Raw genomic sequence first — 20,949 nt, 5'->3', positions numbered from 1 at the left:
GCGCACCAGTGTCGGAGCGGTGATCGTCACGGCACACGACTCCGAGCGTCGGGATCCGACCACGAAGTGCCACGATGTGCGCCGTGTCACCGACGGATCGTCAGCTCGACGACCTCGACCGCAAGGTGCTCGCGCTCCTCGCGGCCGACGGCCGCGCCTCGATGGCGGACCTCGGGCGCGCCGTCGGGCTGTCGCGCACCGCCGTGCTCGCGCGCGTCCAGCGCCTGGAGCGCGAGGGCGTGGTCCGCGGCTACCACGCCGAGATCGTGCTGCCGGGCTCCGAGGCCGCGCACCGCGCCCGCGTCGGCATCGTGATCCGCACCCCCGACGTCGCCGGCTACGTCCGGCGGCTCTCCGCACTGCCCGGCGTCACCGGCATCGAGACCGTGACGGGGGAGTACGACCTGATGGTGCTGGTCACGGCGTCGAGCGCGGGCGAGCTGGACGCCGTGCTCGACGGCATCCAGGGCTGGCGGGAGACGGTGCGGACGACGACGTGGGTGGTGCTGACGCGCTACCGATGAGGCGGCCGTGAGTGGATACGAGTGCTCCAACACTCGTATCCACTCACGGGTGTCGGTCACCGGACCGGGGGTCCCTCCCCGATACCGTGGAACGCATGGCAGGACGGACGACCGCCGGCGGCGGACGGGGCACCGCGGCGCGGTCGTCCCGGGGCGGGGCGCGCAAGCCCACGTCCCGGTCGACGCCGCGCCGCTCGTCCGGTTCCACGCGCCGGACCCCGGCGAAGCGCCAGCCCGACATGATCGACCGCGGGATCGACGGCGTGGGCCGGGGCATCGCCCGCGCCGGCAGGTCGCTGGGCCGGGCCGTCGGCCGCACCCGCGAGCTCGACCCGGCCCACCGCCGCGACGGGCTCGGCTTCGCGCTGCTCGTGCTCGGCGTCGTGGCGGCGGCCGGCATCTGGTGGGGCGCGGGCGGGCCGGTCGGGGGGTGGCTCTCCGGCGCGGTGGCCGCCGTCGTCGGGCTCGGCGCGGTGGTGCTGCCCGTGCTGCTCGTGGCCACCGGCGTGCTGCTGATGGGCACGCCGCCGCACCCGGAGTCGCGGCCCCGGGTGGCCGTCGGGTCGCTGCTGCTGGCCCTCGGCGTGCTCGGCCTCGTGCACATCGTCGCGGGCCGCCCCGACGACCCCGCGCTCTGGTCGCAGGGCGGGGGAGCCATCGGCTACGTGGCCGCCACCCCGCTCGCCACCGGCCTGACGTCCTGGGTGGCCGTCCCCGTCCTCGTCCTGCTGTCCGGGTACGCGTTCCTGGTGCTCACGGGCACGCCGGTGCGGGCGGTGCCGAACCGGGTCCGGCGGCTGCTCGGGCAGACCGTCGAGGAGCCCGAGCCCGAGAGCGGTGCGCAGGGCGAGGCCGTCACCGACACCCCGCCGGTGGCGCTGCGGCGCCCGTCGCGGCGGCGGCAGGCCTCCCGGGTGGCCGACGTCTACCGCGACGACCCCGACGAGACCCCGGAGGCGCTCGACCCGCCCGCTGCCGAGGGGGCACCTGCCGCCGAGGAGCCCGCGCGACCCAAGCGCAAGCCGGGGGCCGTGCAGGCCACCCCGCCCGCCGAGGCCGAGCCGGACGGCGCCGTGGGGGAGCAGCTGCGCCTGACCGTGCAGCCCACCGCCGAGGGCCAGGAGCCCTACAAGCTGCCGCCCAGCGACCTGCTGCCCACCGGGCCCGCGCCCAAGACCCGCAGCCGCGCCAACGACGCGATGATCGAGGCCATCGGCGGGGTGCTCGAGCAGTTCAACGTCGACGCCCAGGTCACGGGCTTCACCCGCGGGCCCACCGTCACCCGCTACGAGATCGAGCTCGGCCCGGCCGTGAAGGTCGAGAAGATCACGCAGCTGCAGCGCAACATCTCCTACGCCGTCGCCACCGACAACGTGCGGCTGCTCGCACCGATCCCGGGCAAGTCGGCGGTCGGGATCGAGGTGCCCAACACCGACCGCGAGATGGTGCGCCTCGGTGACGTGCTGCGCTCGGGCGCCGCGCGCACCGAGCAGCACCCGCTCGGGATCGGGCTGGGCAAGGACATCGAGGGCCACTTCCTCGTGGCCAACCTCGCGAAGATGCCCCACCTGCTGGTGGCCGGCTCCACCGGCTCCGGCAAGTCGAGCTTCGTCAACTCGATGCTGGTGTCGCTGCTGTCGCGGGCCACGCCCGACGAGGTCCGGATGATCCTCATCGACCCGAAGATGGTCGAGCTCACCCCGTACGAGGGCATCCCGCACCTGATCACCCCGATCATCACCCAGCCGAAGAAGGCGGCGTCGGCGCTCGCGTGGCTCGTCGAGGAGATGGAGCAGCGCTACCAGGACATGCAGGCCAGCCGGGTGCGCCACGTCGACGACTTCAACCGCAAGGTCCGCTCCGGCGAGATCACCGCGCCGCTGGGCAGCGAGCGCGAGTACCGGCCCTACCCGTACATCCTCTGCATCGTCGACGAGCTCGCCGACCTCATGATGACCGCGCCGCGCGACGTCGAGGACGCGGTCGTGCGGATCACCCAGAAGGCCCGCGCCGCAGGCATCCACCTGGTGCTCGCCACGCAGCGCCCGTCCGTCGACGTCGTGACCGGCCTGATCAAGACGAACGTGCCGTCCCGGCTGGCGTTCGCGACGTCCTCGCTCACCGACTCCCGCGTCATCCTCGACCAGCCCGGCGCGGAGAAGCTGATCGGCATGGGCGACGGGCTGTACCTGCCGATGGGCGCCGGCAAGCCCGTCCGCATGCAGGGTGCCTACGTCAGCGACGAGGAGATCTCGAGCGTCGTCGCGTTCACGAAGGACCAGGCCGAGCCCACCTACACCGAGGGCGTCACCGCGCAGAAGCAGGGCGAGGCCAAGGAGATAGACCCCGACATCGGCGACGACCTCGACGTGTTGATCCAGGCCGCCGAGCTGATCGTCACCTCGCAGTTCGGGTCGACCTCGATGCTGCAGCGCAAGCTGCGCGTCGGCTTCGCCAAGGCCGGGCGCCTGATGGACCTGCTGGAGACGCGCGGCATCGTCGGGCCGTCGGAGGGGTCGAAGGCGCGCGAGGTGCTGATCAAGCCGGACGAGCTGGAGAGCGTGCTCTGGCTGATCCGCGGCGGCGGCGGCCCGGACGGCGAGGACGACGAATGAACACCCGGCAGGCCACGGCGGGCGACCACCGGGCGATCGTCGGGTGCGTGCAGCGCTGGTGGGCCGACTCGCGGACGCCCGAGCAGGCGCGGGAGCTCTCGCTGCTCCTGCCGAGGTTGTTCCTGCAGCACTTCGCGCGGACCAGCCTGGTGGTCGAGGACGCCTCCGGGATCCGGGCGTTCCTCGTGGGATTCCACTCCGCCGACGCGGCGGACGAGGCGTACATCCACTTCGTGGGGGTCGACCCGCAGCTGCGGGGCACCGGCACGGGGCGCGACCTCTACGGCAGGTTCTTCGCGCAGGCGGCCATGGCCGGCAGGCGGACGGTACGGGCGATCACCTCGCCGGCGAACACGGGATCCGTCGCCTTCCACCGCGCGCTGGGCTTCGACCTCGAACCCGGAGACAAGCAGGTCGACGGGATTCCGGTGCACACCGACCACGACGGCCCCGGGCAGGACCGGGTGTGCTTCCGGCGGCTGCTCGACGCGGCCTGACGCGCCCGGTCCAGCTCCTCCGGTGCGGCGCCGGGGTGGTGCGGCGGGGGTTCGGCTTGCGTGGGCGCGCCCTACCGGGCTCGAGACCAGCTGCCCACCCCTGTTCCAGGCGTCACTCGCAGCCGGTCCGGCGGCGTACCCGGCCCGGGAAATGAGCCGCACCCGTGCAGCGCATGTCCCGTTTCCGCCCATCAAGAGCGCCTGGACGGCCTCGGACCGGTCCGATGATCACCGGAACGGGGCGGGACGGGACCACCGCCAGGTGCGCACGCACCCGGCAGCGACGTTCTGGTCCGGAACAGGCCTGGGCCATGTCGGGGACGGCCGCCCGGCCAGCCACAGCATTCGGCAGTTGAGCCAACGCGGCCACCTCGCCGACGGGCGGGGCAGCGGAACCGGTCGACTGCGCCCAAGACCGGGACGAGGCGGGCGGCAGCGGCCTCGAGCCGGGAACGGCCCGCCCACAAGAGAATCCACCGCCACATCGACACCATGAGTCCGCGACCGCGGGCCGAAGACCCATGACGTCGACCGGGTCGTGCGCAGGCGCGTCCCGCGGAACGCGCCAACGGCCATGATCAGCAGAAGTGGTATCAGAGCGACAGATCTGTCGCCCTCAGAGCGACAGATCTGTCGCCCTCACACCACTCCTGGCGATCACCCTGGCGAGCCGAGGTCCGAGACGTACGAGAGGGCGGTCGTGGGGACGCTGACGTGCGTCTCGCGGCGATCACGCGCCGTCCGGGCCCCGATCCGGGGCGTCGCGAGAGCTCACGCGAGCTTCCTCCGTTGCGCCAGGAGGCATCGGGCGCAGCGCGGCGAACCCCCGGTCGAGCAGCTCGGTCCGGTCGGCGCGGCCGTCCGTGCGCACCCATTCCGCGGCGACGCTGTCGAGCACGGCGACGGCGGCGTTCGCGAGCAGGTCGGCGGTGAAGGTGTCGAGCGCGCCCGCCGACCGCGCGACCAGCGCGTCACGGGCCGCGTGCCGCCAGAGCTCGCGCTTCTGGTGCAGACGGGCGCGCAGAACGGGGGTCGTCTCGATGAGGCGCTGGTGGGCCAGCGCGGTGGCCGAGGTGTGGATCTGCTCGTGCCAGCGGCGCAGCACCTGGTGCAGGCACTCCCAGGGGTCCTCGCCCGCCGGCCGCGCACGCAGGTCCTCGACGACCTGCTCGACGAGGACCTCGGTGCCGGCGAAGACCGCGTCCTCCTTCGTCGGGAAGTAGCGGAAGAAGCTGCGCTTGGTCATGCCGACGGCCCGGGCGATGTCCTCGACGGTGGTCTCGTCGAAGCCGCGCTCGGCGAACAGCGCGACGGCGGCGTCCGCGAGCTCGGCGCGCACCGCACGCCGGGTCCGATCCCGCAGCGTCTCGGCCATCACCTGAGACTACTTCTCTGCATCTGTTGTCGAACCTGTCACTCGGTGTCGTAGTCTGATCCCCGATCGACAGATGGAGGGAACATGGGGGACCGGACGATCGTGATCACCGGGAGCACCGGCGGGATCGGCAAGGAGACGGCGCGCGGGCTGGCGCGCCTGGGAGCGCGCGTCGTGCTCGTCGGGCGCGACCCGCACCGCGCCGCGGCGGCCGCGGACGAGCTGCGCCGCCACACCGGCAACGACGCCGTCGACGCGCTCACCGCCGACGTCACGCGGCAGGCCGACCTGCGCCGCCTGGCCGACGAGGTGGGCGCCCGGTACGGCCGGCTGGACGTGCTGGTCAACAACGCCGCGATCGTGCGGGACCGCCGCGAGCTCACCGAGGACGGTGTCGAGGCGATGTTCGCGGCGAACGTCCTCGCGCCGTTCCTGCTCACCCACCTGCTGCTCCCGACGCTGCGCGCCGCGGGACGGGCCCGGGTCGTGAACGTCACCGGCGCCGTGCCCCGCGGCCGGATCGACCTCGACAACCTGCAGGGGGAGCGGCGCTACCCCTGGTTCATCAACCAGACCAAACGCGCGCTGATGGCGATGAGCTACGAGTTCGCGACCCGCCTCCCCGGCGACGAGGTGACGATCAACGTGGCGTACCCGGGCCACGCGTACACCGACATGAACCGGAACCTGTCGGCCGCCACGTTCCCGGCGCCTGCCCGCCCGCTCGTGCCGCTGCTGCGGCTCGTCCTCCCGATCGCCTACGGCGGCCGGGCGATCGAGAAGGCCTCCCGCTCGAGCGTCCGGCTCGCGTCCGACCCCGCGCTGTCCGGCGTGCACCGCACCTACGTCGACACGAACGGCCGGCCCACCCCGTGGCCGCGCTGCGCCGTCGACGCGCGCAACCGGGAGGTGATCTGGGCGCTCTGCGAACGCCTCAGCGGCCCCTTGTCGACGAACGGCACCTTCGTCTGCCCCTAGTGTCCCCCGCCGGAAGCCCGCCGAATAATTCGGCGGCCCACCTCCACGCTGCGCGCACCGGTCGACGAGCCGAGTACGCCCGGTACGAGGCCCGCCGCCCGGCACACGCAGCGCGAACCTGGATCCACCGACTTACCCAGCGAACTTCCGGCGGGGGACACTAGCCGACGAGAGCGCCGTTCGGCAGGCGGGGGGAGAGCCACTTCGTCGCCGGCTCGCCCGCCAGGTCGCGGAAGTCGCGGGACAGGTGCGCCTGGTCGGCGTAGCCCGCCTCCGCCGCCACCTGGGCCAGCGAAGGGCGGTCCGGGGCTCGCAGCCGGTCGCAGGCGGCCTCGAAGCGGATCAGCCGCGCCGCCGCCTTGAGCCCGAGCCCGGTCTCGGTGCGGAACTTCTCCGTGAGGTGGCGCCGGCTCCAGCCCAGCTCGCGGGCGAGCTCCTCGACGCGCAGGGTGCCACCGGTGGCGGTGAGCCGGTCCCACGCGTACCCCACCTCCGGTCGCACACCGCGCTCACCGGGCCCGTCGGCCAGCAGCGCCGTGAGCTCGTCGTCGAGCAGGGCGAACCGCTCCGGCCAGCCGTCGGCGGAGGCCAGCCGGTCGGTGACGGCGGCCGCGCGGCGGCCCAGCAGCGCGTCGAGACCGACGGTGTCGCCTGCCAGCGCCCCGGCGGGCACCCCCAGCAGCGCCCGTGCGCCGCGCCAGGTGAGCCGCAGCTGCAAGCCGGTCTGCGGCTCGCCCTGGGCGATGCGGGCCGGCGCGTCGTGCAGCCCGCCGACCGCGGAGACGAAGCTGCCCGGCGGCTTGCTCGGATCGGCGTTGGTGAGCACCTCGACGCGGCCGTCGAGGCAGATCAGGAAGGTCAGGTGCGCCGAGGCCACGCCCTGGTGGACCGACGGGGGTGCGGCCTCCTGCCGGTAGCCCGTGTACGCGCTCACGTACGGCCGCAGCGGCGCCGCGGGCGTGCGCCAGCAGGCGCGGAACGCGCTCTCGAGGACCGGGGCGGCCATACCCGGGAGGCTACGCGCGGACCCCGACCATCGGGGTGCCTCTACAGGTGCAGCAGCATCCGCACGTTGCCCAGCGTGTTGGGTTTCACGTGCGCCAGGTCCAGGAACTCCGCCACGCCGGTGTCGTAGGAGCGCAGCATCGCGGCGAAGACGTCGGGTTCCACGGGCGTGCCGTCGATCTCCACGAAGCCGTGCCTGCCGAAGAACTGCCGCTCGAACGTCAGCACGAACAGCCGCTGCAGGCCCAGCTCGCGCGCTCCGTCGACGAGCGCGGAGACGATGGCGTGGCCGACGCCGCGGCCGACGACGCGCGGGTCCACCGCGACCGTGCGGATCTCGCCGAGGTCCTCCCAGAGCACGTGCAGCGCCCCGCACCCGACGACCTCGCCGTCGAGCTCGGCCACGAGGAACTCGGGCACGGACTCGTAGAGGGTGATCATCTCCTTGGCCAGGAGCACCCGGCCCGCGTAGGCGTCCACGAGCTGTTTGATCGTCCCGACGTCCGCGGTGCGCGCCCGCCGGACAACCACCTCTGCCACGACCCGTCAGATTAGATCAACCGCTGCCGATACCCTGGTGCGCGTGCCCGAACCCGACGCTCCGCGGCGTGCCGCCCTGCTCACCCTCGGCTGTGCCCGCAACGAGGTCGACTCGGAGGAGCTCGCCGGTCGGTTGACCGGCAGCGGGTGGGAGCTGGTCGACGCCGACTCCGGCACCGCCGATGTGATCGTCGTCAACACCTGCGGCTTCGTCGAGCAGGCCAAGAAGGACTCCATCGACACCCTGCTGGCGGCCTCCGACGCGGCGGCGCCCCGCGGCGCGAAGGTCGTGGCCGTCGGCTGCCTCGCCGAGCGCTACGGCGCGGAGCTGGCCGAGAACCTGCCCGAGGCCGACGCCGTGCTCGGCTTCGACGCCTACCCCGAGCTCGCCGAGCGGCTCGGCGACGTCCTCGGCGGTCACGCGCCCGCCCCGCACGTCCCGGTCGACCGGCGCACGTTGCTGCCGATCTCCCCCGTGGAGCGCCCGGCGGCCGCGAACGACGTCGCGGTCCCCGGCCACGCCTGGGTGCCGAACCTCGCGCGCACGCGGCTGTCCGACGCGCCCGTGGCCCCGCTGAAGCTCGCCTCCGGCTGCGACCGCCGCTGCGCGTTCTGCGCGATCCCGTCCTTCCGCGGGGCGTTCGTGTCGCGCCCGCCGGACGACGTCGTCGCCGAGGCGGCGTGGCTGGGCATGCACGGCGTGCGCGAGCTCGTGCTCGTCAGCGAGAACTCCACCTCCTACGGCAAGGACCTGCCCGGCGGCACCAGCGCGCTGGCCCGCCTCCTGCCCCGCCTGACGCACGTGCCGGGCATCGACCGGGTGCGGGTGTCCTACCTGCAGCCCGCCGAGCTGCGCCCGGACCTGCTGGAGGTCATCGCCACCACGCCGGGCGTCGCGCCCTACTTCGACCTGTCGTTCCAGCACGCGAGCCCCGCGGTGCTGCGCCGGATGCGCCGGTTCGGCTCGCGGGAGGACTTCCTCGCGCTCTGCGAGCGCATCCGCGCGCTCGCCCCCGAGGCCGGGATCCGCAGCAACGTGATCGTCGGCTTCCCCGGCGAGACGGAGGAGGACCTCGCCGAGCTGGAGGCGTTCCTGACCGGCGCGCGGCTGGACGCGGTGGGCGTCTTCGGCTACTCCGACGAGGACGGCACCGAGGCGGCCGGCTACGACGGCAAGCTCCCGACCGAGGAGGTCGCCGCCCGCGTCGAGCGGATCACCTCGCTCGTCGACGAGCTGATGGCGCAGCGGGCCGAGGACCGGGTCGGCACCGAGGTCACGGTGCTCGTCGAGGCCGCGGAGGACGACGACTTCGAGTGCACCGGGCGCGCCGACCACCAGGCGCCCGAGGTCGACGGCGAGTGCGTGCTCGAGCGCGGTTCCGGGCTCGGACCCGGCGAGCTCGTGCGGGCCGTCGTCGTCGGCACCGAGGGCGCCGACCTCGTCGTCTCGCCGCGGGAGACCGTGGCGTCGAGCGCGCTCGCCGCGTCCGGAGCCGGCCGGGGGCCCGGGTGAGCTCTGCCCCGGCGAACCCGCCCCCGCTGCTGAACATCGCGAACGTCCTCACCGGTGTCCGGCTCCTGCTGGTGCCGGTGTTCCTCGTCGTGCTGTTCGTCGAGGACGGTGGCGACACCGGCTGGCGCCTGGCGGCCACGGGTGTTTTCGCGCTCGCGGCGATCACCGACCGGTTCGACGGGGAGCTGGCGCGCAGCCGCGGCCTCGTCACGGCGTTCGGCACGATCGCCGACCCGATCGCGGACAAGGCGCTCACCGGGGCGGCGCTCATCGGGCTCTCGGTGCTGGCCGAGATCCCGTGGTGGGTCACGATCGTGATCATGGGCCGGGAGCTGGGCATCACCGTGCTGCGGTTCTGGGTCCTGCGGCACGGGATCATCCCCGCGAGCCGCGGCGGCAAGGCGAAGACCCTGTGCCAGGCGGTGGCCATCGGGCTGTACCTGCTGCCGCTGCCGGAGCTGCTCGGCGTCACCGGGCCGGTCGAGGTCGCGCGCTGGACGGTGCTCGGGATCGCCCTCGCCCTGACCGTCCTCACCGGGCTGGACTACGTGCTGCGCGCCGTGCGGTTGCGCGCCGCGGCTGCTGCCGCCGTGCCCGACACGCGCTGATCGGACCGGCGCGCACCCCCGTGTTCGCCGTGGGCGTACGCGCCGGACCGCGTCGTGCGGGGACGCGGCGGGCGCGGAGTCGGTACGGTGATCTCACCGGCCGCGGTGTGCGGGCGTGCCGGCGGACGAGCGAGGAGGGTCGCATGGCGGTGCTGATGCGGGAGGCGATCGGCGGCAGCCTGCGACGTGTGCGCACGGCGCGGCGGCGCACCCTGCGGGACGTGTCGCGCCGTGCCCGGGTGAGCCTGGGGTACCTCTCCGAGGTGGAGCGTGGCCGCAAGGAACCTTCCAGCGAGCTGCTCGCCGCCATCTGCGAGGCGCTCGAGATCGCGCTGAGCGACCTGCTCGCCGAGGCGGCGGAAGCCATCGCGGCGGAGGCGGTCACGGCCGAGGCCGCGCGCCTGCGCCGCCCGGTGGGCCTGCGGCAGATGGACCTGCGCCTGGCGTCCGGGGCCGACGAGCCGATCCCCGCGATGTCCCCGGTGGCGCCGGTCGCCCCGCGCCACGTGCCGCAGCAGCCGAAGAGCCCGCAGCCCGTGGCCCTGGCCTCGGTACGCGCCGCGTAGGGCGCACGCATCGTCAGCACCTTGGAGCCCTACTGCTGCTCTCGCGCGCCCGAGGACAGCGGTAAGGCTCCAACGTGCGGTGATGGGTGCGTGCGTGCGTCGGCGTTCTCGGGGTCGGGCCGGTAGCCTGAGGTCCGGGTTGCCCCCACGGTGACCTCCGGATGATCCCCGATATCGTCGCGGATCGGTGGAAGCCGGGCCGCGTCGGTGCCACGATGGGGCGCAGCGCACCCGGCCGGCAGGCCGGGCAGCCGGAACGGACACGGACAGGCAGCGGCGAGCGCGTCGCACTCGGAGGGCGGAGCAGATGGCCAACGGTTTCACGAAGGCCTGGAAGTACCTGATGGCGCTGTTCTCGTCCAAGGTCGACGAGTACGCCGACCCGAAGGTGCAGATCCAGCAGGCCATCGAGGACGCCCAGCGTCAGCACCAGTCGCTGTCCCAGCAGGCCGCCGCGGTGATCGGCAACCAGCGTCAGCTCGAGATGAAGCTCAACCGCCAGCTCGGTGAGATCGAGAAGCTCCAGGCCCAAGCGCGGCAGGCGCTCGTGCTCGCCGACCAGGCCCGCGCCGCCGGCGACGAGACGAAGGCCCAGCAGTACGAGCAGGCGGCGCAGATGGCCGCCACCCAGCTCGTCAGCGCTGAGCAGTCCGTCGAGGACCTCAAGACGCTGCACGACCAGGCGATCCAGGCCGCCGGGCAGGCCAAGCAGGCCGTCGAGCGCAACTCGATGATGTTGCAGCAGAAGATCGCCGAGCGCACCAAGCTGCTCAGCCAGCTCGAGCAGGCCAAGATGCAGGAGCAGGCCGCCGCCTCGCTGCGGCAGATGACGGAGCTCGCGTCGCCGGGGAGCACCCCGTCGCTGGAGGATGTGCGCGAGAAGATCGAGCGGCGCTACGCCAACGCGATCGGCTCGGCCGAGCTGGCGCAGAACTCGGTGCAGGGCCGCATGCTGGAGGTCCAGCAGGCCACGGTGGACATGGCGGGGGCGAACCGCCTCGAGCAGATCCGCGCGTCGCTGCAGGGCGGCTCCGTGGCCGGGGAGGTCACCTCCGGCGACCCCGCCGCCGCCCCCACCAAGCTGAACAAGCAGCAGCAGCCCGGCACCGCCTGAGTCGCCGCACGTCCCGACGCCGCCCGCCCCACCCGGGGCCGGGCGGCGTCGGCGTCCGAGGGGCCGACGGCTACGCGGCGAGCCCGGGCTCGTCCGCGGGCACCGGGTAGGCGGGGAGGTCGAGCTCCGTGGCGATCGACCTCGTGCTCGCGACGAGCAGCCGCTGCACCAGCCTCGTCCGCAGCAGGGCGTTGCGCAGCCACAACCGGGTGGCGGTGGACGGCGCGAGGAACTCGCCGGGGGCGGCGCCGCGCTGCCAGCGCCCGGTGTAGGCGCGCATCCGCCGTTCGTAGGCGGCGAACGCCGCGCGGTGATCGCCCTGCGCGGCAGCGAGCTCCCCGGCCAGCACGTGGGCGCCGACGACGGCGGCGCCCACACCCATGCCGCCGAGCGTGACGCCGGTGGCGGCGTCGCCGAGCAGGGCGACGCGCCCGGTGGACCACCGCGGGACGCTCACGCGGCTGATCGCGTCGAAGTACAGCTCCGCCGCCCCCGGCAGCGTCTCGAGCAGCTGCGGCACGAGCCAGCCCACACCGGCGAACGCGCCGGCGACCAGCTCCTTCTGGCGGTCGATGTCGGTGGGGTCGTACTCCAGGCGGGGTGCGGCGAAGACGAGGAACGCGCCGGCGCGTTCGGGGTCCCGGTCGTCGAGGGAGACGCTCGCCATCCGTCCGGGCACGTTGTACTGCTGGGGCGTGGTGCGCAGCCGGGGGTCGGCCACGGCGTCGGTCGGGAGGTCCCAGCCGGCGAGGTGGTAGCCCAGGTGCCGCACGTAGCGCGACTCGTCGCCGAAGGCGAGGCGTCGCACACCGGAGTGGATCCCGTCGGCGCCGACGACGAGGTCGACGGTGCGGGAGGCGCCGCGCGCGAGGTCGACGTGCACTCCGTCGGCGGTCTGCGTCAGAGCCGTGACGGAGTCGCCGAACAGGTACTCGGCACGCTCGGCGCTGCGGTCGTGGAGCACCCGGGACAGGTCCCGGCGCCGGACCTCGATGTCGCCGCCGGCGAACTCGGCCGGCAGCCCGAAGATCTCCCGCCCGTGCTCGTCGACGCAGCTCGAGGCGCCGCCGTGCGTCTGGACGGAGCGCAGCTCGTCGAGCACACCCATGGCCGCGAGGACGCCGAGATGGGTCGGGCCGCGGAAGTCGACCGCGAACCCGCTGGTGCGCAGCGCACGTGCGCTCTCGACGACGGTGGTCGTGGCGCCGTACCGCGAGAGCCAGAAGGCCAGGGACGGGCCGGCGACGCCCGCGCCGGAGACGAGGACGCGCAGACCGCGCAGCGGGAGGATGTTCATGGGGGCCACCTCGGATCGAAACTGTGTCTGAAGGACACAGTATATGGTGGACGCAGTAGGTCTGCGAGGAGCGATGTGGCAACGAGCGAGCACGACCGGGCCGTCGCCCTGCTGTGGGGCGAGCGCCCTCCGTCCACCCGGGGTCCCCGGCCGACCCTGACACCCGACGCGATCGCGCGGGCCGCGATCGGGATCGCCGATGCGGAGGGCCTCGCCGGCGTGACCATGCAGCGCGTCGCCGGCGCGCTCGGCGTCACCAAGATGGCGCTGTACCGGTACGTGCCCGGCAAGGTCGAGCTCATCGCGCTCATGACCGACACGGCCATCGGCGAACCGCCGCGCCTCGAGGCCGTCGACGGCGGCTGGCGGCCGCGGCTCGACGGATGGGCCCGCCGGCTGTTCGACCGGTTCTGGCAGCACCCGTGGACGCTGGAGAGCACCGTGGGCGCCCGTGCGATGGGCCCGCACGAGCTGGGCTGGATGGAGCAGGCCATCGCAGCCCTCGACGGCACCGGGCTCGACGGCGGCGAGGCGCTCGACGTCGCCGTCACCCTCGTCGGCCACGTCCGCTCGATCGCCCAGCAGGGCGCCGCCGCGTCCGGCGGCCCTCCGGAGCAGGCGATGGGCGCCACGCTCGACGCGCTCGTCCGCGGCCGGGAGGACCGGTTCCCGGCGCTGGCGGCGGCCCTCGCGTCGGTCGCCGCGCACGGCACGCAGGACCAGGCCCTCGACGTCGGTCTGCGCCTCATCCTCGACGGCGCCGACCTGCTGGTCCGCGCCCGTTCCTGCGGCTGACGCCGGGCGCGCTACGTCGCGACGGCGCTCGTGCCCCTCGCCGGGACGAACAGCATGGCGAGCGCCCCGAGCAGCGCGGGCACGGCGAACGCGTAGAAGTTCGCCTCGATGCCCCAGCCGGACGCGAGCACCGCGCCGCCGTACAGCGGGCCGAGGATGGCGCCGAGCCGGCCGACGCCCAACGCCCAGCCCAGCCCGGTGGCCCGCATGTCGACCGGGTAGTAGGCCGCGGTGTAGGCGTTGACGAGGATGGTCGTGCCGATCGTGCACGCGCCCGCGACGCCGACCAGCACGAACAGCAGCGGTGCCGGGAGCGGCACGCTGAGCAGGAAGATGCACAGGGCCGCGACGAGGAACATCCCCACGGTCACGGGCTTGGAGCCGACCCGGTCGGCGACCGCGCCGAGCAGCGGGGTGCCCACGATCGCGCCCAGGTTCAGCACGAGCAGGAACGCCAGTGCCGAGCCCAGCGGGTAGCCGGCCTCGCGCATGATCTGCGCGAGCCAGGTGTTCAGCCCGTACACGAGCAGCAGGCCGACCCCGGTGCCGAGCCAGAACAGCAGCGTGCCCCGGACCAGGTTCGGGGCGACGAGCCGCTTCAGCGTGCTCGCCGCGCCGGCGTCCTCGGCCGGTGCCGCCGGCTGCTCGAGCGTCAGGCCGAAGCGGTCGGCGAGCGCGCGGGCCTCGGCCTCGCGGCCCCGCGCGAGCAGGTAGCTCGCCGACTCCGGCAGCAGGCGCCACGCCACCGGCAGCAGCAGCGCGCCGAGGGCGGCGCCGATCCAGAACATCGCGCGCCACCCGAGGCTCGGGATGACCATGATCGCGACGAGCGCGGCGGCGATCCCGCCGATCGAGTAGCCGGAGAACATCACCGCGTTCGTCGTGCTCCGGTGGCGCGGGTGGGCGTACTCGATGGTGAGCGCGATCGCCGTCGGGACCACGCCGCCGAGCCCGATCCCCGCGACGAACCGGGCGGCGCCGAACAGCTCGGGCGTCGGCGCGGCGGCGGCGAGCGCCATCGCCACCGAGAACCACGCGATGCAGCCCAGCATGATGCGCCGCCGGCCGACGACGTCGGTGATCGTGCCGATCACCATCGCTCCGATCAACATCCCGACCAGCGCGTACGCGCCGATGCGCCCGGCCTGGGGCGCGGTGAGCGTCCACTCGGCGGAGCCGTCGACCAGCGTGGGCACGACCGTGCCGTAGACGATGAGGTCGTAGCCGTCGATCACGATCGTGACGCAGCAGAGTGCGACGACGAGGAACCGCGACGACGTACTGCTCGGGGTGTCGGTGCTCACCGCCTCATCCTGGTCGGAGCCGGGCCCGGCTGGCAGGCGGGGCACCAGTACGCGATGCGGGCGTACACGCCGTCGCCCTGCTCGGCGGTGCGGATGCGGGTGCCGCAGCGGCGGCAGCGCTGCCCGCCGCGCTCGAACACCCAGGTCTGCCGTCCACGGGCGAGATCGCCGGTGGTGGACTGCTGGGGACGGTCGGCGTTGCGCAGCAGCAGCTCGCGCGAGAGCGCGATCGCGGCGGCCGGGTCGGGGACGTCGCGGACGAGCGTCCACGGGGAGAGCCCGAGCAGGAAGCACACCTCGGTCTTGTAGAGGTTCCCGACCCCGGCCATCACCCGCTGCTCCAGCAGCACCAGCCCCAGCTCGGACGCCTCCCGCGCGGTGAACCGGCGCAACGCCTCCGCGGCGTGCGCGTCGCCCCAGGCCGGATCGAGCAGGTCCGGGCCCAGGTGCCCGACCAGCCGGCCCTCCTCGCCGGTGGGCAGCAGCTCCAGGTCGTGCAGGTTGAACCCGACGGCGGTGCGCCCGTCCGTCTCCAGCACCGCGCGCGCCTGGTGGGAGGGGCGCTGCCAGGGCGCGCCGGGCGGGTAGAGGTGCCACGAGCCGTCCAGGCGCAGGTGGCTGTGCAGGCTGCGCCCGTCGTCGAAGCGGGTGAACAGGTGCTTGCCGACCGAGGCGACCTCGAGCACGGTGCGGCCCGCGAGGTCGTGCCCGACGAGGCGCGGGTGGCGCAGCTCGCCGCGCACCAGCACCTGCCCGGCGAGCGCGGCGCGCAGCCGGCGCGCGGTGAGGTGGACGGTGTCGCCCTCGGGCACGCCGACGACGGTAGCGCGGTGCGCGGCCATCCACCGATCGGTTGGTCCTGGCCCCCGGGACGGTCGATCCGGGGGCGGCGGTGGGCCGCGACGATGGGGGAGTGCCGTCGAGCGGGGAGCAGCGACGTCCTCGGGGCGGTGCCGGGGCCGCGCCGAGCGCGTCGAGGGGGGTGCGCTCGGCGGCGAGCCGCCCGGCGGCCCGTCCGGAGAGCTACCGTGCGGCAGTGGGAGCTGGACGGTGACCGCGGCGCGGAGTGAGCCGGCGCTGCCCGGGGACCGTGAGCGCCGCCTCGACGCCGTGGAGCACCGGATCGACGTGCTCCTCGACCGCTGGTCGCCCTACGCGGGGCTCCTCCTCGGCGCCGTGCTGACGCCGCTGTTCCTCGCCGACGGGCCGGTGTGGGCGTGGGTGACCATCGGCGTCCTCGCGCCCGTGACGGCCCTGTGGTGCGCCCTGCTGGTGAGCGTGCGGCCGGTGCGGGCGGAACGGCCTGCGGTCGGTGCCGTGTACATCGTCGGGCTGCTCGTCCTGATGACCCCGCTGGTCTACGCGTCGCCGTTCTTCGCGTTCCAGGTCATCGCCGTGTACATCCACTCCTTCGCCTACCTGCGCGGCAGGTGGCGGTTCGTCGCGGTCGCCGCGGGCGCGGCGCTCGTGGCCTACTCGCAGGTCGGCGGGCGCTTCGCCGAGTTCACCCCGGGCCTCGGCGTCGCCGTGGCGGTGCTCGTGGTGGCGAACTCGCTCTTCGGCGGCGGGGCCACCTACTTCGGCGTGTTCATCTCGGAGCAGAGCCAGCGCAGGCGCCAGATCATCGAGGAGCTCAACGAGAGCAACCGGCGGCTGTCGGAGACACTCGGGGAGAACGCGGCGCTGCACGCGCAGCTGCTCGCCCAGGCCCGGGAGGCGGGCGTCATCGACGAGCGGGCCCGGCTCGCGCGGGAGATCCACGACACGATCGCGCAGGGGCTCACCGGGATCGTCACCCAGCTCGAGGCGGCAGGGGCGGCCGACGGCGAGCCGACCGTGCGCCGCCGCCACATCGACACGGCGCGCGCATTGGCCCGGGAGAGCCTCACCGAGGCCCGCCGGTCGGTCGACGCGCTCGCCCCCGGGCAGCTCGCGGCCGCGCAGCTGCCCGACGCGATCGCGGAGATGGCCAAGGCGTGGGCCGAGACGGCGGGCGTCGAGCTGATCCTGGACACCACCGGCGACCCCCGCCCGTTGCTGCCGGAGCTGGAGGTCACGCTGTTCCGGGTGGCACAGGAGGCGCTGGCGAACGTCGGCAAGCACGCCCAGGCGCGGCGGGTCGGGCTCACCCTGTCCTACATGGACGACGTCGTGGTGCTCGACGTGCGCGACGACGGGCGCGGCTTCGTCGCCCCCTGCGAGACCCCGCGCGGGGACGGCTCCGGCTTCGGGCTGACGGCCATGGAGCAACGGGTGCGGCGCGTGTCGGGCACGCTGACCGTGGAGAGCGAGCCGGGGGAGGGCGCGGCCCTGAGCGCGAGCGTGCCGGCGATCCCGGCGGAGGTGCGGTGATGGACCCGATCCGGGTGCTGATCGTCGACGACCACCCCGTCGTCCGCGACGGGTTGCGCGGCGTGCTCGACGGCGAGCCGGACATGCAGGTCGTCGGGGAGGCCGGCCACGGGGCGGAGGCGCTCGCGCGGGCGGGGGCCGTCGCCGTGGACGTGGTGCTGATGGACCTGCGGATGCCCGTCATGGGCGGCGTCGAGGCCATCGGGGAGCTGCGGCGCACCGCCCCGGACGTCCGCGTGCTCGTGCTCACCACCTACGACACCGACCGCGACGTGCTGCCCGCGATCGAGGCGGGTGCCACCGGCTACCTGCTCAAGGACACGCCCCGCGAGGAGCTCCTGCGCGCCGTGCGCGCCGCCCACCGGGGTGAGGCCGTGCTGTCGCCCGCGGTGGCGGGCCGGTTGATGGGGCAGGTCCGCACACCCACGCAGGACGCCCTGAGCGCACGCGAGCTGGAGGTGCTGCGGCTCGTCGCGGCCGGCTCGACCAACCGGGACGCCGCCCGGCGCCTGTTCATCAGCGAGGCCACCGTCAAGACCCACCTGCTGCACATCTACGCCAAGCTCGAGGTGCGCGACCGCGCCTCCGCGGTGGCCGCCGGGTACCAGCGCGGCCTGCTGAGCCCTTAGCTACGAGACCGGGACCCGGCCACACCGCGGTGTTCGGGTCGGAGGCGAGCAGGGCGGGCAGCCACTCCGGCGGGGTGTCGACGAAGCCGGCGAGCGCGGCCAGGTCGGCGGGCGGCAGGTGCTCCGGTCCGCCGCGCAGCGAGGTGGGCGGCTGACCCGGGCTCAGCCCGCCGCCGACCCGGACCCGCACCCGCGCACCCGTGCGGCCGCGGCCGCGAGCCCGCGCCGCGCGCCCGATGCCTCGACCGCCGCGAGCGCGAACGCGCTGCAGCTCGGGGTGCCCGGGCAGCGCGGAGTGAACCGGCTGAGCCACCGCTGGTAGGCGCGGACGGCGGTCCGCACCAGCCGGTCGGCTCCGCGCGGCGGCACCACGGCCGCGGCCAGGAACAGCAGGGTGGACACCCGCAGCAGCGACAGGTTGCAGTCGCAGCCGTCGCAGCGTCCCCCGCCCGCGCCTTCGCCTCCGCCTCCGGCGCCGCCCCGCCCGCAGCCGCTGGCGCAGGTGCGTACGCCGTTGATCACCTCGCAGGTGTCGGAGACCTCGTCGCACCGCTGCTCGCACCGCTGCCGGCGGCGCCGCTGCCGGTCCCGCCGCGAGTCCCCCGGCTCCCCGTCCGGCTCCACCCGCTCCTCCTCCGCGGCTCACACGGCCCCGTGACGCCCTCGAGGCGAGATCATTCCTGATGGGTCGGTCGGGTCCCGGTGCGGCCGGGCATGATCGCCGAGTGCGGTTCCAGGGCCGCGCCCGTGCGGTTCCGTGACCGCACACGGCGATCATCGCTGGGTAGGGGCGGACGGCGCCGGGCCGGGACGGGCGGCGATCACCAGGAGCGGCGCCGGAGCTGCAGCCGTGCGGTCCTGAGACCGCAGGCGGCGATCATGTCCCGGCTGCGCCGCCGCGGCTCGGGTCGGCTCGTGCCGACGCCGTGGCCGACCCCGGCGATCGTGCCATGTGCACATCTACGCCAAGCTCGAGGTGCGCGACCGTGCCTCCGCCGCCGGGTACCAGCGCGGCCTGCTGAGTCCCTAGTAGGAGACCGGGACCCGGGTGCGCAGCGCGTACAGGACGTCGTCGCGGTCGTGGACGAACCCCAGCCGGGCCGCGACGGCGAGGCTGCCGGTGTTGTCCGGGGACGTCGTCCACGTGGGCACGTGGCCCCGGGCCCGGATGTCGGCCACCAGCGCGGCCGCGCACGCCGTGGACAGCCCCCGCCTGCGGTGCGCGGGCTCCGTGACGACACCGATGTCCTCGTAGGTGCCACCGACGTAGAACGGGACGGCGAGCGCGGCCACCCGGCCCTCGACGACCACGCCGCGCGCGACCCCGGCCGCGAGCAGCCCGGGCACGCCACCCCAGGTCTCGGCGATCCACGCGCTGTCCGCGTCCAGTGCGGCGAACGCGGGCGCGTCGGCGGGGGTGAGCAGGCGGACGTCAGGGGCGCGCACCGCCACCCCGGCGGGGAGCACCGCCACCAGGCGGTTCCACACGCCGGCGGCGGGATCTGCCGCGCGCAGTGCGGGCAGCCAGTCCGGCGGCGCCTCGACGAACCCGGCCGCACCGTCGAGGGCGTCGGGTGGCAGGCGGTCGGGCGCCCCGCGCAGGGCGAGGTTGCCCGGCAGCGCGGCGACCACGACCCGCGGGTCGGGCCAGCGGTCCACCTGCACGCGCCCGTGCCCGGTGCGCGCCACGTGCTCGAAGATCAGCGGCCCTGGACGCTCGGGGGCGAACCACGGGCGCAGCGCGGGGAGCCGGTCGGGCGCGACGGTCAGCACGACGCGCACCCTGCCGCGCCGCCGCCGCGGGCGCCACCGGTTAGCCGGTACCGTGGTGGCGTGCGGTGGACGACGGGACGGGCGGAGCTGCTGAGCTCGCTGCGCCTCCCGGGGATCGCGCTGGTCCTCGCCGTCGTCTCCTCGGCCGTCCTCGCCGCCGCGGCGGCGCCCGCCGGGGACGCCTCGCTCGTCGTCGGCGTGCTGGGCACCCTGCTGGCCGCCTGCGCGGTCGCCCGCGGCGTCGCCGTCGTGCTGCCCGCCCTCACCGGCCTCGGCCCGGTCGTCGCCGCGCGCGACCACCACCGCGCCCTCGCGCGACGGCCGGTGCCCCGCCACCGCGACCCGGACGCCCCTGGCCACACCCGCTCCCGAGCGCCGTCGGAGCTCGCCCCGGCGGCGTAGACGCGCGTCCACGCCGCCGGACGACGAGTCCCCGTTCCGGCTGCCCGTGGAGTGCCGTCATGCCCCGTACCGTCCTCGTCGACCCCTGCGCCATGGCTGTGGCGCCGTGCTAGACCCCGTCTACTACGCCGTCTCCGGCGTGATGTGGTGCTGGCACCAGCTGTTCGGGCTCCTGCTCGGCCCGGCCAGCGGCGCCGCGTGGGCGCTGTCGGTCGTATTCCTCGTGCTGACGCTGCGCGCCCTGCTGGTCCGCCCGTTCCTGGCCCAGGTGCGGTCGGGCCGGGCGATGCGCGCGCTCGCGCCGCAGCTGGCGCAGCTGCGCACCCGCCACGCCGACGACCCGGCCCGGCTGCTGCAGGAGACCCGCGCGCTCCAGCAGTCGCACGGCGTGAGCGCGGCCGGCACGATCCTGCCTGCGCTGCTGCAGGTGCCGGTGTTCGTCGGGTTGCTGCACGTGCTGACCCACTTCAACCGCCGCGGCCTGACCTTCGAGCAGAACGCCGCACTGGCCAATTACGCCTTCGGCCCCGACGAGGTGCGCTCGTTCCTCACCGCGCGGCTGTTCGGGGCGCCGCTCTCGTCGTACCTGAGCATGCCGCAGCAGCTGCTCGACTCCTTCGGCGGTCACGTGGACCGCTGGGAGGTCGCGGCGGTGGCCGTGCCGCTGATGGTGCTGGCCGCCGTGGCCACGCACTTCTCGGCGCGGCACTCGCTGCGCCACCAGCCGGCCGACGGCCCGCTCGGCGCGGTCATGCGCTGGACGCCCTGGGTCTTCCCGCTCGGGGCGCTGGTCGGCGGCGCGTTCTTCCCGCTCCCGATCGCCATCCTGCTGTACTGGCTGGTCAACAACCTCTGGACGCTGGTCCAGCAGTGGATCGTGTTCCGGCCGGCCGGGGAGCCGCCGCGCCCGCCCGAGACCGCCGTCGCGGCGCCGGCCGCAGCGCTCGCCGCCCCGGTCGCCGCCCCGGTCGCCCGGGCGCGGGGCGGCTCCGCGTCGCCCGGGCCCCGGCGCGGCTCCCCGGGCCGGCGCAGGTGACGGTCCCGGCGGTAGGAAGATCGGGT

21 protein-coding genes are annotated in these 20,949 nt (G+C 74.7%); 13 read left to right on the top strand and 8 right to left on the bottom strand.

Going from position 1 to position 20,949, the window contains the following annotated elements; translation table 11 throughout:
- Window positions 1-83: 83 nt before the first annotated feature.
- From FB558_RS05550 to FB558_RS05540, 3 genes are all read left to right on the top strand, one after another.
- Entirely contained in the window at window positions 84-524 is a 441-nt protein-coding gene (locus FB558_RS05550) for an Lrp/AsnC family transcriptional regulator (RefSeq protein WP_170231194.1), read from the top strand.
- Window positions 525-619: 95 nt separating this feature from the next.
- The gene (locus tag FB558_RS05545; protein WP_142048734.1) at window positions 620-3,139 is read left to right on the top strand and encodes an FtsK/SpoIIIE family DNA translocase; all 2,520 of its coding nucleotides are present in this window, start codon (window positions 620-622) and stop codon (window positions 3,137-3,139) included.
- On the top strand, window positions 3,136-3,636 hold the full coding sequence (locus FB558_RS05540; protein ID WP_142048732.1) for a GNAT family N-acetyltransferase: 501 nt from the start codon (window positions 3,136-3,138) through the stop codon (window positions 3,634-3,636). Before FB558_RS05545 ends, FB558_RS05540 begins: the two co-directional genes overlap by 4 nt.
- A gap of 730 nt (window positions 3,637-4,366) precedes the next feature.
- Here FB558_RS05540 and FB558_RS05535 read toward each other — a convergent pair.
- Window positions 4,367-5,011, bottom strand: coding sequence for a TetR family transcriptional regulator (locus FB558_RS05535; protein ID WP_170231193.1), 645 nt, complete (start codon window positions 5,009-5,011; stop codon window positions 4,367-4,369).
- 84 nt (window positions 5,012-5,095) lie between these two features.
- Here FB558_RS05535 and FB558_RS05530 point away from each other — a divergent pair, with 84 nt between their 5' ends.
- Complete coding sequence (locus FB558_RS05530; RefSeq protein ID WP_142048729.1) at window positions 5,096-5,989, top strand: SDR family NAD(P)-dependent oxidoreductase; 894 nt, start codon at window positions 5,096-5,098, stop codon at window positions 5,987-5,989.
- Between the two features lie 160 nt (window positions 5,990-6,149).
- On the opposite strand, the gene FB558_RS05525 is transcribed toward FB558_RS05530, so the two are convergent.
- Window positions 6,150-6,995 carry a helix-turn-helix domain-containing protein gene (locus FB558_RS05525; RefSeq protein ID WP_142048727.1) on the bottom strand — a complete coding sequence of 282 codons (846 nt, stop codon included), beginning with the start codon at window positions 6,993-6,995 and terminating at the stop codon, window positions 6,150-6,152.
- Between the two features lie 41 nt (window positions 6,996-7,036).
- Window positions 7,037-7,534 (bottom strand): amino-acid N-acetyltransferase, encoded by a 498-nt coding sequence (locus FB558_RS05520; RefSeq protein ID WP_142048725.1) that lies wholly within the window; start codon window positions 7,532-7,534, stop codon window positions 7,037-7,039.
- Window positions 7,535-7,577: 43 nt separating this feature from the next.
- On the opposite strand from FB558_RS05520, the gene rimO reads away from it, so the two are divergent.
- The 4 genes from rimO (at window position 7,578) to FB558_RS05500 (ending at window position 11,335) form a co-directional block, all read left to right on the top strand.
- Complete coding sequence (gene rimO, locus FB558_RS05515) at window positions 7,578-9,047, top strand: 30S ribosomal protein S12 methylthiotransferase RimO (protein ID WP_425467969.1); 1,470 nt, start codon at window positions 7,578-7,580, stop codon at window positions 9,045-9,047.
- Window positions 9,044-9,655 carry a CDP-diacylglycerol--glycerol-3-phosphate 3-phosphatidyltransferase gene (gene pgsA, locus FB558_RS05510; RefSeq protein WP_142048721.1) on the top strand — a complete coding sequence of 204 codons (612 nt, stop codon included), beginning with the start codon at window positions 9,044-9,046 and terminating at the stop codon, window positions 9,653-9,655. Before rimO ends, pgsA begins: the two co-directional genes overlap by 4 nt.
- Window positions 9,656-9,798: 143 nt before the next feature.
- Entirely contained in the window at window positions 9,799-10,221 is a 423-nt protein-coding gene (locus FB558_RS05505) for a helix-turn-helix domain-containing protein (protein ID WP_142048719.1), read from the top strand.
- 307 nt (window positions 10,222-10,528) lie between these two features.
- Window positions 10,529-11,335 (top strand): PspA/IM30 family protein, encoded by an 807-nt coding sequence (locus FB558_RS05500; RefSeq protein WP_142048717.1) that lies wholly within the window; start codon window positions 10,529-10,531, stop codon window positions 11,333-11,335.
- Between the two features lie 70 nt (window positions 11,336-11,405).
- Here the strand turns inward: FB558_RS05500 and FB558_RS05495 are convergent, their stop codons facing one another.
- The gene (locus FB558_RS05495) at window positions 11,406-12,632 is read right to left on the bottom strand and encodes an FAD-dependent monooxygenase (RefSeq protein WP_142048715.1); all 1,227 of its coding nucleotides are present in this window, start codon (window positions 12,630-12,632) and stop codon (window positions 11,406-11,408) included.
- 75 nt (window positions 12,633-12,707) lie between these two features.
- On the opposite strand from FB558_RS05495, the gene FB558_RS05490 reads away from it, so the two are divergent.
- Entirely contained in the window at window positions 12,708-13,427 is a 720-nt protein-coding gene (locus tag FB558_RS05490) for a TetR/AcrR family transcriptional regulator (RefSeq protein WP_142048713.1), read from the top strand.
- A gap of 11 nt (window positions 13,428-13,438) precedes the next feature.
- Here FB558_RS05490 and FB558_RS05485 read toward each other — a convergent pair whose 3' ends face one another.
- Together FB558_RS05485 and FB558_RS05480 are read right to left on the bottom strand one after the other, a co-directional pair.
- Window positions 13,439-14,731 carry an MFS transporter gene (locus FB558_RS05485; protein WP_142048711.1) on the bottom strand — a complete coding sequence of 431 codons (1,293 nt, stop codon included), beginning with the start codon at window positions 14,729-14,731 and terminating at the stop codon, window positions 13,439-13,441.
- Window positions 14,728-15,543, bottom strand: coding sequence for an Fpg/Nei family DNA glycosylase (locus tag FB558_RS05480; RefSeq protein ID WP_211366104.1), 816 nt, complete (start codon window positions 15,541-15,543; stop codon window positions 14,728-14,730). Before FB558_RS05480 ends, FB558_RS05485 begins: the two co-directional genes overlap by 4 nt.
- A 238-nt stretch (window positions 15,544-15,781) precedes the next feature.
- On the opposite strand from FB558_RS05480, the gene FB558_RS05475 reads away from it, so the two are divergent.
- Entirely contained in the window at window positions 15,782-17,083 is a 1,302-nt protein-coding gene (locus FB558_RS05475; protein WP_211366101.1) for a sensor histidine kinase, read from the top strand.
- Window positions 17,083-17,712 (top strand): response regulator, encoded by a 630-nt coding sequence (locus tag FB558_RS05470; protein ID WP_142048707.1) that lies wholly within the window; start codon window positions 17,083-17,085, stop codon window positions 17,710-17,712. The genes FB558_RS05475 and FB558_RS05470 overlap by 1 nt, the downstream gene beginning before the upstream one ends.
- Window positions 17,713-17,874: 162 nt before the next feature.
- Here the strand turns inward: FB558_RS05470 and yidD are convergent, their stop codons facing one another.
- Window positions 17,875-18,336, bottom strand: a complete 462-nt coding sequence (yidD, locus tag FB558_RS43825; protein WP_211366098.1) for a membrane protein insertion efficiency factor YidD — start codon at window positions 18,334-18,336, stop codon at window positions 17,875-17,877.
- Window positions 18,337-18,738: 402 nt separating this feature from the next.
- On the bottom strand, window positions 18,739-19,485 hold the full coding sequence (locus FB558_RS05460; RefSeq protein ID WP_142048705.1) for a GNAT family N-acetyltransferase: 747 nt from the start codon (window positions 19,483-19,485) through the stop codon (window positions 18,739-18,741).
- Between the two features lie 60 nt (window positions 19,486-19,545).
- Here FB558_RS05460 and FB558_RS05455 point away from each other — a divergent pair, with 60 nt between their 5' ends.
- Window positions 19,546-19,887, top strand: a complete 342-nt coding sequence (locus tag FB558_RS05455) for a DUF6412 domain-containing protein (protein ID WP_142048703.1) — start codon at window positions 19,546-19,548, stop codon at window positions 19,885-19,887.
- Window positions 19,888-19,993: 106 nt separating this feature from the next.
- The gene (yidC, locus tag FB558_RS05450; protein ID WP_142048701.1) at window positions 19,994-20,923 is read left to right on the top strand and encodes a membrane protein insertase YidC; all 930 of its coding nucleotides are present in this window, start codon (window positions 19,994-19,996) and stop codon (window positions 20,921-20,923) included.
- Window positions 20,924-20,949 lie beyond the last annotated feature (26 nt).

It is taken from the genome of Pseudonocardia kunmingensis (assembly GCF_006716445.1).
GTDB lineage: Bacteria > Actinomycetota > Actinomycetes > Mycobacteriales > Pseudonocardiaceae > Pseudonocardia > Pseudonocardia kunmingensis.
Note: the sequence above shows the minus strand (reverse complement) of the source record. Positions and strands in the feature narration are given on the sequence as shown.